This is a genomic window from Kitasatospora sp. NPDC002965, from assembly GCF_040611255.1.
In the GTDB taxonomy this organism is placed as follows: domain Bacteria; phylum Actinomycetota; class Actinomycetes; order Streptomycetales; family Streptomycetaceae; genus Kitasatospora.
Genome location: NZ_JBEXNT010000075.1, coordinates 1 through 13,001, shown reverse-complemented (window position 1 = coordinate 13,001; position 13,001 = coordinate 1). Strand labels below are relative to the sequence as shown.

Annotated in this window: 7 protein-coding genes; 5 read left to right on the top strand and 2 right to left on the bottom strand. The window is 76.7% G+C overall.

The window, feature by feature from the left end; translation table 11 throughout:
* Window positions 1–152 precede the first annotated feature (152 nt).
* From ABZY91_RS25720 to cobA, 4 genes are all read left to right on the top strand, one after another.
* The gene (locus ABZY91_RS25720) at window positions 153–791 is read left to right on the top strand and encodes a GNAT family N-acetyltransferase (protein ID WP_329882291.1); all 639 of its coding nucleotides are present in this window, start codon (window positions 153–155) and stop codon (window positions 789–791) included.
* Between the two features lie 162 nt (window positions 792–953).
* Window positions 954–2,282: a precorrin-6y C5,15-methyltransferase (decarboxylating) subunit CbiE gene (cbiE, locus tag ABZY91_RS25715; RefSeq protein ID WP_355405420.1), complete on the top strand. Its 1,329-nt coding sequence runs from the start codon at window positions 954–956 to the stop codon at window positions 2,280–2,282.
* A 534-nt stretch (window positions 2,283–2,816) separates the two neighbouring features.
* Window positions 2,817–6,695, top strand: a complete 3,879-nt coding sequence (gene cobT / locus ABZY91_RS25710; RefSeq protein ID WP_355405419.1) for a nicotinate-nucleotide--dimethylbenzimidazole phosphoribosyltransferase — start codon at window positions 2,817–2,819, stop codon at window positions 6,693–6,695.
* A gap of 104 nt (window positions 6,696–6,799) precedes the next feature.
* Window positions 6,800–8,062 carry a uroporphyrinogen-III C-methyltransferase gene (gene cobA, locus ABZY91_RS25705; RefSeq protein ID WP_355405418.1) on the top strand — a complete coding sequence of 421 codons (1,263 nt, stop codon included), beginning with the start codon at window positions 6,800–6,802 and terminating at the stop codon, window positions 8,060–8,062.
* Window positions 8,063–8,121: 59 nt separating this feature from the next.
* Here cobA and ABZY91_RS25700 read toward each other — a convergent pair whose 3' ends face one another.
* Window positions 8,122–10,890 (bottom strand): SpoIIE family protein phosphatase, encoded by a 2,769-nt coding sequence (locus ABZY91_RS25700; protein WP_329949819.1) that lies wholly within the window; start codon window positions 10,888–10,890, stop codon window positions 8,122–8,124.
* A gap of 98 nt (window positions 10,891–10,988) precedes the next feature.
* Between ABZY91_RS25700 and ABZY91_RS25695 the strand changes: the two genes are divergently transcribed.
* Window positions 10,989–11,795: an RNA methyltransferase gene (locus ABZY91_RS25695; protein ID WP_355405417.1), complete on the top strand. Its 807-nt coding sequence runs from the start codon at window positions 10,989–10,991 to the stop codon at window positions 11,793–11,795.
* 84 nt (window positions 11,796–11,879) lie between these two features.
* Here the strand turns inward: ABZY91_RS25695 and ABZY91_RS25690 are convergent, their stop codons facing one another.
* Window positions 11,880–12,818, bottom strand: a complete 939-nt coding sequence (locus ABZY91_RS25690; RefSeq protein ID WP_355405416.1) for a hypothetical protein — start codon at window positions 12,816–12,818, stop codon at window positions 11,880–11,882.
* Between the last annotated feature and the right edge of the window lie 183 nt (window positions 12,819–13,001).

Here is a 13,001-nt window from a genome sequence, read left to right as displayed (position 1 = left end):
CGCACCTCGGCGGGGGCCCGGTCGGGCAGTATGCACCAGTGACGGTCCGACAGACCCGGAACTGACGTACCGTCGTGCGGTCCGTGCACCGCGTGAGACCCGGGCACCGGCGAGGCGTACGGTGTGTCCACGACCCGGCGAGGAGAGACGGCATGGCAGCGAGCTTCCCCGAGACCGCCATCAGCACCGAACGGCTGCTGCTGCGCCCGCTTGCGGAGGACGACGCCGCCGGCCTCGCCACGATGATGGCCGACGAACTCGTCCTGGCCTGGACCGACCTCCCGCACCCCTTCACCGAGTCCTACGCCGCCGAACTGGCCCGCAGTCTCGCCCCCGCCCACCGGGCCGCCGGCCGGGGCATCGTCTTCGCCGTCACCGAGCACCTCACCCAGCGGCTGGTCGGCCTGGTCGAACTGCGCGCCACCGACTGGCGGCTGCGCTCCACCGAGATCGCCTTCGTCACCGCCGCCTGGGCGCGCGGAGAGGGCTACGCGCCGGAGGCCGTCCTCGGCGTCGCCCAGTGGCTCTTCGAGGACCGCGGCTTCCTCCGCCTGGAGATGCGCACCGCCGCCGGCAACACCGCCGCCCAGCAGGTCGCGCAGAAGATCGGCGGCATCAGCGAAGGCGTCCTGCGCAGCGCGTGGATAGTGCGGGGTGAGGCCGGCGAGGTGGTGGAGGAGAGCCGCAGCGACCTCATCCTGTGGAGCCTGCTGCCGGAGGACATGGAGACCCCCGACACCGTCCAGGCCGGGGCCTGGCCCGGCGACCGCCACTACGTCCTGCGCGACTGACCCCCCGGGGCCGCCCGGTGCCCGGCCGCCCCGCCGCCCGTACGTGACGGACATGTGTGCGAGATGTCGCCGACGGGGGGATCGCACCCGGTAGCCTCTCCACCGGCGCCGTACGCGGGCGCAGCATGTCGGCGCACGGATGGCGAGGGGGAACAGCCGCAGATGGCTGACCGGATCACGGTCATCGGGTGGGACGGCACCCCGCTGACCGAGGCCGCCGCAGCGGCCCTCGCCGCAGCGACCCTGGTGGCCGGCGCCCCGTACCAGCTCAGGACCCTCCCGGTGCCGCCCGCCGCCGAACGCGTCATCCTCGGCAGCATCCGGCCGGCCGCCCGCCGGATCGCGGAGCACCGCGGCGCGGCCGTCGTCATCGCCGAGGGGGACCCGGGCTTCTTCGGTGTGGTGCGCACCCTGCGCCGCCCCGAGTACGGCCTCGAACTGGAGGTCCTGCCCGCCGTCTCCTCCGTCGCGGCCGCCTTCGCCCGGGCCGGCATGCCCTGGGAGGACGCCCAGGTGGTCAGCGCCCACGGCGGCCGGCTGCGCCGTGCCGCCAACGTCTGCCGGGCCAACCCGAAGGTCGCCGTGCTCACGGCTCCCGGCGCCGGGCCCGCCGAACTCGCCCTCATGCTCCGTGGCGTGCACCGCACCTTCGTGGTCTGCGAGGCGCTCGGCACGCCCGACGAGGACGTCACCGTGCTCACCTCCGACCGGGTCGCCGACCACGTCTGGCGCGACCCGAGCGTGGTGCTGGTGATCGGCGGCAGCAGCGGCGGCGGCCCCGGTGGGGGACCGCAGGCCGGCACGGCCTCCGAGGCGGCCGGCTGGATCGCCGGCCGTCCGGTCGGGTATCCCGGCGTGGAGCGGGGCTGGGCGCTCCCGTCCGACGCCTACACGGGCGCCGGGCGCGCGGGGGGCGAGCCCGGCGCGTCCGAAACGCTCCCCTCGCACGTGCGCGCCCTGGTGCTGGCCCGCCTGGGGGCCCGCCCGGGCGACCTGGTCTGGTCGGTGGGGGCCGGCAGCGGCGAGCTCGCCGTGGAGGCGGCCCGGTTCGGTGCCGCCGTCGTCGCCGTCGAGTCCGACCGCGCGGCCTGCGCCCGGCTGGCCGTCAACGCCCGCCGCTACGGGGTCGAAGTGGAGATCGTGCAGGGCCGCGGCCCCGAGGTGCTGGGCGGACTCCCGGAGCCCGATGCGGCGGTGGTCGAGTCGGGCGGTGCCGACGTGGTGCGCGCCGTCCTGTCCCGCCGCCCCGAGCGGGTCGTGGCGGTGGCCCGCACCCTCGGCGAGGCGGAGGAGGTCCGCCGGGCGATCGCCGGAGCGGGCTATCGCGCGGACGGCGCACTCCTCCAGTCCGCGCCGCTGCTCGCGCCCGCCGCGGCCCCTGTCGCCGCGTCGGCTTCCGCACCCGCCGCCGCGGCGGACACCGGCTCCGGACTCCGCCTCGGTGTGGGCGATCCGGGCACCTTCCTGCTCTGGGGTGAGCAGATCGTGTGAAGGCGCGGTCGCCGCAGGGTGGTGATCCCGGTGGTGGATCGCCACCGCGGTGGTCCGACGGAAGGCGCGGTGGCAGGCGCGGCCGGTCCGACGGTGATCCAGGTCGCATCCGGACACCGATTCGAGAGGCGGCGCCGCCGGGCCGGTAGTGTGGCGTCCGGGACGGCTGCGACGTCCGACAGCCCGCCCGATCCGGTCGGTTTGTCGCCTTTTTGACGTGGTGCAGGCCGGTACGGCTCGGAGTGTGGGCAATTCGACGGGCCGCCTGCCGGACCTGGAGAATGCCGTAGGGTCCGGTGCGGTCGTGCCGGTTGCCCCGGCTTGTCGTTGTTTCAGATGACGCGCCACCCCTCGCGGGTGGTGCGCGGGCCGGGGTGCCGCAGCGCGCCGGAAGGACTTCGGCCGCAGCGCCTCGGCGCGGCGGCCATGTGTGGTTGAGGGGCGGGCCGGTGCAGGCCCGGCCCGTGCGGATGGGCGCTGCGGTCGGTGATCGCGTCGCCGAGGGCGCGGCAGCGGCCTGGAAGGAGCTTTGACATGACCGATGGCGGCCACGTCCCGAACGAGGGACTGCCGGAGCACCTGCTCGCCGGGCCCGACCCGCTCGGCGGCCCGGAGGGCGTCGCGGCTGTCGCACCCGTGCAGGGCGTCGCGACGGACGGTGCGGTCCCCGGACAGCTGATCCCGAACCCCACGGTTCCGGGTGCGGGCTTCCCGGGCGCGGTGCCCCCCGGCGCGGGTGTCCTTCCGCCGCAGGGTGTCCCCGGCCAGGCACTGCCGCTCGGCGCGCCCGGCTTCGTCCAGGCCCCGGGCGTTCCCGTCGGCACCGGTGTCCCGGGCGCCGTCGGCGAGGGCTGGGCCGCGGACCCGGGCGCCCCGCGCCCCGCCTTCCACTTCCTCGACCAGCCCGACCAGCCGGACGGGCTCGACGACGAGGACGACGTCCTGCTTATGCCCGGCCCGCAGGGCTCGTGGGGCGAGCCGGCCGCGACCGCCGCCGACCAGCAGGTCGCGCCGGGCACCCCGGTCGAGCCGTCCTGGCCGCCGCTGGACCCGCCGCCGCTCGGCGTCGACCCGGCCGTCCCGCAGGCCCACGGCGTCCCGCAGGCGCCGTTCCCGGCGCAGGCCGGTCAGGCCGTTCCCGTCCAGCAGAGCCCGGAGCAGGCCGCCGCCGCCCAGGCGCCGCGCCGTCCGCTGCACGCCGGACCGCCGATCCCGGACCCGTCCCTGATGACCGGCCAGGTCCCGGTCCGCTCGCTCGCCGACCGCGGACCCTCGCAGGGCGGCACGCCCGCGCACGGCATCCCGGTGATCCCGGCCGCCGTCCAGCCGGAGCCGCAGGCCGTCCCGGTCGCGCCGGCCCAGCCGGTGCCGCACGTGCAGCCGGTGCCGCAGGCCCAGGACGTCCAGCCGGTGCCGGACGCCGTGCCCGTGCCGCAGCCCGTGGACGGCGACGTCCAGCACGCCCCCGCCGTCGAGGTCCCGGTGGCCCCTGAGGCCGTCGCGGCCACCGAGCCCGTCGCCGAGCCCGTTGCCCAGTCCGTTGCCCAGCCTGTCGAGGCGACCGGGACCGTCGAGCCCGCGCAGGCCGAGGCGCTGCAGGCCGAGGCCGCCCCCGTGGCAGTCCCCGCCGTGCCCGCGGGAGAGGCTCCGGGCACCGACGCGCCGAGCTCCGAGCAGCCGTCCGCCGAGCAGCCGGTCGCCGTCGAGGCCCCGGTCGCCGTCGCGCAGCCCGTCGCCCCGGCCGGACAGCCCCGCCGGATCTCCGCCTTCCTCGCCGCCCCGACGCCGCACGGTCTGCCCCAGGTGGAGGCGGTGGACCAGCCGGCCCCGGCCGTCGCCGAGGACGCGGCGCAGCAGTCCGCGCCCATAGCGCTCGCCGGGCAGCCTGCGGCGGAGGCCACCGCCCCGGCGCCCGAGGCCGTCCCGGCCGCCGAGCCGGCCCCGGCCGAGCCGACGGCCGTCGCTGTGTCCGAGACGGTGGACGGCCCCGCCGAGAACGCGGAGGCCGCCGCCGCGACCGCCGTGGGCACCGGCGAGATGCCCTCCGGCCGGTCCGTCGCCGGCCCGGCCGCCGAGCCTGCCCCGGCGGACGCCGCTCCGGCCGACGCGGTCGCGCCCGTCGAGGCCGCGCCCGTCGAGGCCGCGCCCGTCGAGGCCGCGGACGGCGGTGCCGCCGACGCGGTGCAGCCGGCCGTTCCCGCCGAGCCGGTGGACGCCGCCGGACAGCCCGTCGTGCAGGCCCCGGAGGCCGGGGAGACCGCCGAGGCGGCCCAGGCCGCACCCGAGACCCCCGTCGTCGAGACCCCTGCCACCGAGGCCCCCGTCGCCGACCTCCGGGCCGCCGGGGTTCCGGTTGCCGAGGCCCCGGTCACCGAGGCCCCGGTCACCGAGGTTCCGGCCGCGGCCGAGCCGGCCCCCGCCGAGGAGCCGTCGCCCGCCGAGGCCCCCGCCCCGGTCGAGCCCGGGACCGTCGAGCCCGCCGAGCCCGGCACCGACGCCACCGCCCCGGCCGAGGCCGCCGAGACCACGGAGGCCACGGAGCCCGCCGAGACCACGGAGGCCGCCGAAGCCGCGGAGGCCACGGTGCCCGCCGAGGTCCTCACGGAGGCCGCCGAACCCGCCGAACCCGCCGAGCCGGCCGAACCCGCCGAGCCGCGCGGCCCGGCGGCCCCCGGCTACGACGAGGCCGGTCGCGAGGCCGTCCACCAGGTGATCCGCGAGCGCCGCGACATCCGCAACGGCTTCCGCCCGGACCCGATCCCGCACGAGGTGCTGATCCGGGTCCTGGAGGCCGCCCACACCGCGCCCAGCGTCGGCTACTCGCAGCCCTGGGACTTCGTGGTCATCCGCTCCGCCAAGACCCGCCGCAAGATGCACGGGCTGGCCGAGCGGCAGCGCGAGGCGTACGCCGACTCGCTCCCCAAGGGCCGCGCCAAGCAGTTCAAGGAAATCAAGATCGAGGCGATCCTTGAGACGCCCGTGAACATCGTGGTCACCGCCGACCGCACCCGCGGCGGCCGGCACACCCTGGGGCGGCACACCCAGCCGCAGATGGCCCCCTACTCGGCGGCCCTCGCCGTCGAGAACCTCTGGCTGGCCGCCCGCGCCGAGGGCCTCGGCGTCGGCTGGGTGAGCTTCTTCGACGAGGAGGAGCTGGTCCGCGAGCTCGGCCTGCCGGAGCACCTTGAGGTCGTCGCCTACCTGTGCGTCGGCTTCGTCGACGCCTTCCCGGACGAGCCCGAGCTCCAGCAGCAGGGCTGGGCCAAGAAGCGCCCGCTCTCCTGGGTGGTCCACGAGGAGCAGTACGGCAACCGCGCCCTGCCCGGCGAGGAGCCGCACAGCCTGCTCTCCGAGACCCTGCGCGGCATCCGCCCGCTGGACGCCAAGGCGCTCGGCGAGGCCTGGGACCGGCAGAAGCGGATGACCAAGCCGGCCGGCTCGCTCGGCATGCTGGAGATCATCTCCGCCCAGCTCTCCGGACTCTCCCGCAAGTGCCCGCCGCCGATCCCGGAGCCCGCCTGCGTCGCGGTCTTCGCCGGCGACCACGGCGTGCACGCCCAGGGGGTCAGCCCCTGGCCGCAGGAGGTGACCGCCCAGATGGTCGGCAACTTCCTGGCCGGGGGAGCGGTGGTCAACGCCTTCGCCCGCCAGATCGGCACCGAGGTCTGCGTGGTCGACGTCGGCGTGGCCGCCGAGCTGCCGGACGCGATCCAGCAGGGCCGCACCACCGGTCTGCTGCCGCGCAAGGTCAAGCCCGGCACCGACGACATGACCAAGGGCCCCGCGATGACCCGCGAGGAGGCCCTCAAGGCCATCGAGGTCGGCATCGAGACCGCCCGCGACCTCGTCGCGGCCGGCAACAAGGCCCTGGTCACCGGTGACATGGGGATCGCCAACACGACCGCCTCCGCCGCCCTGATCTCGGTCTTCACCGGCCTGGACCCGGCCGAGGTCACCGGGCGCGGCACCGGCATCGACGACGCGACGCACGCCCGCAAGATCGAGGTCATCCGCACCGCGCTGGCCCTGCACCAGCCGGACCCGGCCGACCCGATCGGCGTCCTCGCCGCCGTCGGCGGTCTGGAGCACGCGGCGATCGCCGGCTTCCTGCTCGGCGCCGCCTCGCTGCGCACCCCGGTGATCCTGGACGGTGTGATCGCCGGTTCGGCCGCGCTCGCCGCCAAGGCGATCGCCCCCGAGGTGCTGGCTGCCTGCATCGCCGGCCACCGCTCGGCCGAGCCCGGCCACCAGGCCGCGCTGACCAAGCTGGGCCTGCGTCCGCTGATCGACCTCGACCTGCGGCTCGGTGAGGGCACCGGTGCCCTGCTGGCCCTGCCGCTGGTGCAGAGTGCGGCCCGGGCGATGCACGATGTAGCCACGTTCGACTCCGCCGGGGTCACCGAGAAGGCCTGACGCCCTCCCGCACCGCTCCGCGTACCGGCCCGAGGGCGCGCCGTGACGCGGAGCGGTGCGGCGGCGTACCCCCACCACCCTCACCCGATCCAGGAGCACCGCCGATGACCGCGCCCACCCCTCACCCCAGCACCGAGGGCCGCACCCCGTACCCGGTCGGCCTGCTGCTCGCCGGCCGCCGCGTCGTGGTCGTCGGCGGCGGTCACGTCGCCCAGCGCCGGCTGCCCGCCCTGCTCGCCACCGGCGCGGACGTGCAGCTGATATCCCCGGTCACCACCCCGGCGGTCCAGGCGATGGCCGACGCGGGCGAGCTGACCTGGCACGAGCGGCGCTACCGGGACGGCGACCTGGCCGACACCTGGTACGCGCTGGTCGCCACCGACGACCCGGCGGTGAACACCGCGGTCAGCGCGGAGGCCGAGCGCGAGCGGGTCTTCTGCGCCCGCAGCGACGACGCGGCCGCGGCGACGGCGTGGACGCCGGCCAGCGGACGTGACGCGGGTGCCACGGTCGCGGTCCTCACCGGGGATCCGCGCCACTCCGCGGCCCTGCGCGACTCGATCGTGGAGGGGCTGCGGGACGGCTCCCTCGCCGCCCGCCAGTACCGTGCGCACGGTGCGGGGGTGGCGCTGGTCGGCGGCGGTCCGGGCGACCCGGACCTGATCACCGTCCGGGGCCGCCGGCTGCTCGCCGACGCGGACGTCGTGGTGGCCGACCGGCTGGCGCCGCGCGAGCTGCTCGCCGAGCTGCCGGAGCACGTCGAGGTGATCGACGCCTCGAAGATCCCGTACGGCCGGTTCATGGCCCAGGAGGCGATCAACCGGACGCTCGTCGAGCACGCCAAGGCCGGGAAGTTCGTCGTCCGCCTGAAGGGCGGCGACCCGTACGTGTTCGGGCGCGGCGGCGAGGAGCTGCTCGCCTGCGCGGAGGCCGGACTGCCGGTGACGGTGGTGCCCGGCATCTCCAGCTCGATCAGCGTGCCGGCGGCGGTCGGCGTGCCGGTCACCCACCGGGGGATGACGCACGAGTTCACCGTGGTCTCCGGTCACGTCGGCCCGGACGACGAGCGCTCGCTGACCAACTGGGACGCGCTCGCCGGGATGACCGGGACGCTGGTGCTGCTGATGGCGGTCGACAAGATCGGCGCGATCGCGGCCCGGCTGATCGAGGGCGGGCGCCCCGCGGACACCCCGGTGGCCGTCGTCCAGGAGGGCACGACCGCCGCCCAGCGCCGGGTGGACGCGACCCTGGCCACCGTCGCCGCCACCGTCGAGGCCGAGCAGATCAAGCCCCCCGCGGTCATCGTCGTCGGCGACGTCGTGGACGTCCTGGCCGCCGCGTCCGGCACCGCCCCCGCCCGGTCCTGACCTCCGGGACCCGGCCCCGGGCCCGCGGGCCCGGGACCGGGCGGCGCCCCCGCCGGCCGCTACTCCAGCGGCTGCTCCGTCCAGATCACCTTCCCGGTGGCCGTGTACCGGGTGCCCCACCGGTCGGCGAACTGGGCGACCAGGAAGAGCCCGCGCCCGCCCTCGTCCGTGGTGGCCGCGTACTTCAGGTGCGGCGAGGTGCTGCTGGTGTCCGACACCTCGCAGATCAGCGACCGGTCACGGAGCAGCCGGACCCGGATCGGCCCCGTCCCGTAGCGGATCGCGTTGGTGACCAGCTCGCTCAGGATCAGCTCGGTGACGAACGCCGCCTCCTCCAGCCCCCACTCCTCCAGCCGTTCGGCCACCGCAGCCCGCACCCCGCCCACCGCCGCCGGGTCGGACGGCACCTCCCACTCCGCGACCCGGTCCGGCGACAGCACGTGGGTCCGCGCCACGAGCAGCGCGATGTCGTCCTGCGGCCGGGCCGGCAGCAGCGCCCCGAGCACGTCCGCACAGGTCTGCTCCGGCGTCCTCGGCGGCCCGGCGAGTGCGGCCCGCAGCAGCTCCAGCCCCTCGTCGATGTCCCGCTCGCGGTCCTCCACCAGCCCGTCGGTGTACAGCACCAGCCGGCTGCCCTCGGCGACCTCCAGCTCGACCGTCTCGAAGGGCAGCACCGCCAGCCCCAGCGGCGGCCCGGTCGGCAGCTCCGGGTAGACCACGTGCCCGTCCGGCCCGACGAGCGCCGGCGGCGGGTGCCCGGCACTGGCCAGCGTGCACCGCCGGGACACCGGGTCGTAGATCAGGTACAGGCAGGTGGCACCCGTCACCGCCGCCGGGCCGCCGGTCGCCGACTCCTCCTGGTCGATCCGGTTGACCAGTTCGTCCAGGTGCCCGAGCAGTTCGTCCGGCGGCAGGTCGAGGGTCGAGAAGTTGTGGATCGCCGTCCGCAGCCGGCCCATGGTCGCCGCCGCGTGCAGCCCGTGCCCCACCACGTCGCCGACCACCAGCGCCACCCGCGCGCCGGGCAGCGGGATCACGTCGAACCAGTCCCCGCCCACCCCGGCCTGCGCCGGCAGGTACCGGTGCGCCACGTCCAGCGCGTTCTGGTCCGGCAGGCTCCGCGGCAGCAGGCTGTGCTGCAGGGTCACCGCCATCGCGTGCTCCCGGGTGTAGCGGCGCGCGTTGTCGATGCAGACGGCCGCGTGCGCGACCAGCTCCTCGGCGAGGGCCAGGTCGTCCTCCTCGAAGGCGTCCGTCCGCTCCGAGCGCCAGAACCGGGCCACTCCCAGCAGCACGCCGCGGGCCTTCACCGGGACCCGCACCAGCGAGTGCACCCCGTACGCGAGCACCTGCGCCGCCCGCTCCGGGTCCTGGTCCCGCCAGGCCGACGCCTCCGCCAGCCGCGGCTCGACCGCCGGCAGTCCGCTGTGCAGGGCGCCCGCCAGCGGCGTCGACGGCACCACCTCCAGCACCGTTCCCACCGGGTAGAACGGCGAGTCGTCCCGCACCCCGGCGAACGCCGCCCGGCGCATCCGCCCCAGGTCCGGACCGGGCGGCGGTTCCTCGCCCGCCAGCACCTGTTCGGCGAGGTCGATGGTGACGTAGTCCGCGAACCGCCCCACCGTGACCTGCGCCAGTTCCTCCGCGGTCCGTTCGACGTCCAGGGTGCTGCCGACCGCCACCCCGGCGTCGTACAGCAGCCGCAGCCGTCGTTGCGCGACCTCGGCCCGCCCGGTCAGGGCCATCAGCTCGGTCGAGTCGCGCAGCGTGGCGACCGAGCCGGGAGGCCCGCCGTCCTGGTCGGTCGGTCGGACGTTCACCGCGAGCAGCCGCTCACCGGCGAGCACGACCTCGTCGGTGACCGCCCGCCCGGCGGTCAGCAGCTCCGCGGGCGCCCGGTCGAGCCCCAGTTCGGCGACCGGCCGGCCCTCGGCGTCCGCCGGCAGGTCCAGCAACCGGCGTGCCTCGTCGTTGCAGAGCAGCAGCAGCCCGTCGCCGCCGATGATCAGCACGCCCTCGCGCACCGCGTGCAGCACCGCCGCGTGGTGCTCGTACATCCGCGTCATCTCGGCCGGCCCGAGCCCGTGCGTCTGCCGCCGCAGCCGGCGGCTGACCAGCGCCGTGCCGCAGGTGGCCAGCCCGAGCGCGATGGCGGCCGCGCCCAGCACCACCGGCAGCTGCCGTTCGCTCGCGCTGCTCACATTGGCGATCGTGATGCCGGCGGACACCATCCCGACCACCTGGCCGTCCGGCGCGTGCACCGGCACGATCGCCTGCACCAGGGGTCCGATGGTGCCGACGACCTGCTCGACCACGACCTGTCCCTGGAGGGCGGGCTGGTAGGTCCCCACGAACTTCTGACCGATCCGGTCCGGGTTGGGGTGGGTGAAGCGGATGCCGTCGGTGTTGAGCACGACGACGAAGTCCACACCCGCGTTGACCGCCACCGACTGCGCCTTGGGCTGGAGGATCGCGGTCGGGTCGGGGGAGCGCAGTGCCTCGACCATGCCGGGCGAGTTGGCGAAGGTCTGGGCGACCGCCACCGACCGGTTGGTCGCCTCCTGCCGGGCGTCGTTGCGGGACTGGACGACCAGTGCGACGACGGCCGCGGCCACCAGCAGCAGGACCACCACGACCTGCAGCGCGAACACCTGTCCCGCCACCGACCGGCTCTTCGCCGGCCCCTGTCGGGCCGCTCGGGGTTGCTGGTGCCGACCGTGTGGGCGCCCACCGGCGGAGCCGGCGGTACCGGTGGATCGGGGCGAGGTGGTGGAACCGGATGCACCAGCGGCCGACGGAGCCCAGGATCGGCCCGGAAAACGGGCCATACGTCATATTTGCACTCCGCCCGGCAGGGGGCCAAGGGCACCACCCCCGACCCTTGGGCCGTTTGGCCTTCCCCGGCCCGGCTTGGCAAGATCGCAGGGTGTCCGAACCCAGCACCATCACCGACCCCGCCGACCCGCGCCTCGCCGACTACACCGGCCTGACCGACGTCGAACTCCGCCGCCGCCGCGAACCCGCCGAGGGCCTCTTCATCGCCGAGGGCGAGAAGGTCATCCGCCGCGCGCTGGCGGCCGGCTACCGGATGCGGTCGATGCTGCTGACCGCCAAGTGGCTGGACGTGATGGCCGACGTCATCGCGGACGCCGACGCCCCCGTCCACGTCGTCGAGCCCGCGCTGGCCGAGGCCGTCACCGGGTACCACGTCCACCGCGGGGCCCTCGCCTCGATGGAACGCCGACCGCTGCCGGACGCCGCCGAGGTGCTGGCCGGAGCCCGCCGGGTGGCCGTCCTCGAAGGCCTGGTCGACCACACCAACCTCGGCGCGATCTTCCGCAGCGCCGCGGCGCTCGGCATGGACGCCGTCCTGCTCTCGCCCGACTGCGCCGACCCGCTCTACCGGCGTGCGGTCAAGGTCTCGATGGGCGCCGTCTTCGCCGTGCCGTACGCCCGCCTGGACCCGTGGCCGGCCGCGCTGGACGCGGTCCGCGCCGCCGGGTTCAGCCTGCTGGCCCTCACCCCCGCCGAGACCGCCGTCGACCTCGCCGGCCTGGCGCCCCACCGCCTGCCCAAGGCCGCCCTGATGCTCGGCGCGGAGGGCGACGGCCTCACCCGGGCCGCCGTCGGGGCCGCCGACCACGCGGTCCGCATCCCGATGGCGCACGGCATCGACTCGCTCAACGTCGGCGCGGCGGCGGCCGTCGCCTTCTACGCCGTCACCGCGGCCTGACGGATCCGGCGCGCACGGGACGTCGGCCGGTCCGACGTCCGGTGCGCCGGGCCCGATCCGGGCGAGCCCTCGGCCCGGTGGCCCTCAGCCCGTCGGGGCGGTGGGCGGGGCGGGAGCCGCGGCGGGCGGAGCGGTGACGGCCGGCGTGGTGGAGCCGGAGCCCGGCCAGGACTCCTCCAGGGTGCCGTCCGCGCGCACCGTGTACCGGGTCGAGGTGGCCGACCCCGTCTGGGCGACCCGCTCCTCGCGGACCAGTGCACCGTTCTCCAGCCGCCAGGTCGCCGTGGCCTGCGGATCCGCGGCCGAGGAACGCGAGGCCAGCGCGACCGGCGCGTCCCCGTTGAAGGAGAACAGCTGGACGAGGTCGACCGGCACCGAGCCCTCGGAGCGGCGCAGCACCACCAGGGCCGCCGGAGCCCCCTTGTACCGCGCCGGGAGTACGGCGCTCAGGACGACCTGGGGTCCGGTCCCCGCGGAGCGGCCGTCGCGCAGGGTGACGGCCGCTCCGCTCGCCGGATCGGGGTAGGCGCGGTTCGGCCAGTCCACGGCGGGCCCGGCGCCCTGTGCCGGGCCCAGCGCGCCCTCGCCGGCCACCGCGCTCGCGCGCGCCGCCGCGGTGAGCGGAGAGGCGGACTGGGCGATGCCGTCGGCGGAGAGGCCGGTGCCGGCCGAGCCCGCCGGGCCCTGGGCGGGGGTCGACGGCGGGGCCGCGCCACCCTGCTGCTCGCCCGCACCCGGAGCCGCCGGGGCCGAGGCCGAGGGCCGCATCCCCTGGTTCTCCCGGTTCTCGCACCCCTGCGCCGCGGCGATGGCGAGTGCGACCCCGACCGTCACGGTGACGAAGACCACGAGGCGCTGCCGGAGCAGCCGCTGCCGGGCCGCACCCGGACGGCCGCCCGGTACGGGTGTGTGCTGCCGGTCCTGGGCCCGCCCGCGCGGCCGGGCCGGCCGCTGGTCCCGCTCCCGCGCGCCGCCGGGTGCACCGGGGCGGCCGGGCGGAGGGGTCTGCTGGCGTTCACGCATCGGCCGGGTCGCCTGGGTCGCGTCGGGCCGGGGGAGCGGTGCGGTGGCCGCCTGCCCGCCCTGGCCGGGGGCACGTCGCGGCGGTCCGCCGGGGGGTCCGGCGGGCCGGCCCACCGCTCCGGCGCGGGCGCGCGAGGCCGCTGCCGGGTCCGCTGCCCGCCCGGGGGCCGGGACACCGCGCGG